This is a genomic window from Actinoallomurus acaciae, from assembly GCF_042429965.1.
Taxonomy (GTDB): domain Bacteria; phylum Actinomycetota; class Actinomycetes; order Streptosporangiales; family Streptosporangiaceae; genus Actinoallomurus; species Actinoallomurus acaciae.
In genome coordinates, this window is sequence record NZ_JBHLZP010001137.1 from 431 (window position 1) to 1,416 (window position 986).

At 74.1% G+C, this 986-nt stretch carries 2 protein-coding genes; both read left to right on the forward strand.

The genetic code is table 11. The features are described from left to right. Nucleotides 1–251: hypothetical protein (locus ACFFNX_RS51125; protein WP_378213754.1), on the forward strand; the 251-nt coding region annotated here is incomplete at its 5' end. 424 nt (nt 252–675) lie between these two features. Further along, nucleotides 676–986: lysylphosphatidylglycerol synthase domain-containing protein (locus ACFFNX_RS51130; RefSeq protein ID WP_378213755.1), on the forward strand; the 311-nt coding region annotated here is incomplete at its 3' end.

Sequence of the window (986 nt, forward strand, 5' to 3'; positions counted from 1 at the left end):
TGTCCGACGAGGATGCGCTGCGCCAGGTGCTCCTCCTCATGGGGGCCGGGGGCGAGTCCGAGCGGAACCTCATCGCCGACGGCGTACACCTGCCGCCTGCCAGCGAGGAGGTGGCGGCGACCTGCTCATCGAGGACGCGCTGGACGAACTGCTGTGGGCCGGCGCGCCGATCGCGAACTTCGGCCTCACCTACTCCCGGCAGGACGCGGAGTCTCGCGGGACGGTCCTGCCCACGCTCCAGCCGGTGGTGATCGGTTTCTCCGCCGCGAACACCGACCCGTACGCCACGAAGGGGTCACGGGCCGGGGACCGGGCGCGGGCCCGCACGGTTGCCCGGCGAGGCGGTCCGCGCTCCTCATCGCGACGGTCGCCGTCGAAAGGCTCCTCGGCGGACCGCCCGGTCTGACGCCGGCGTCCCGAACGGCGGGGCGAACCGCCCGGTCCTTTCCACCGCGCCCTGCCCGTACGCTCCACCCCTGCCGCCGCCGGGTGGCGCCGCCATGGCGAGCCGCGGAACCCCGGCTGAGCGCGAGCCATCCCGTCCGGAGGAAAGTACTATCGCGATAGTTGATGGCGTCCGAACGGATTGGGGCTGGTGTGAGGGAACGGTCCCGGCGGTCCGCGGATTCCGACGGCACGGCGGCCGGGAGGCGTCTGCGGCGTCCCACCGTGAAGGTGCTGCTGGGCGCAGGCGCCGCACTGGCCGTGGTCGTGCTGGGCGTCGCGCACCGTACGGCCGTCGACGCCGGCGGGGACAGCCTGGCCGGCGCGGACGGGGAGTGGCTCGTGCTCGCGGCGCTCGCCACCGTGGCGATGTGGCTCGCCGGTGCGGTGTCGCTGCTCGGCACCATCCCGGTACGCCCGCCGTTCGGGCGGGTGCTCGCCGTCCAGTTCGCGGCGTCCTTCGCCAACCATCTGCTGCCCGCCGGCGCGGGGGCGATGGCGGTCAACGTGCGTTTCCTGCAACGGCAGGGGATCAGCCGCGG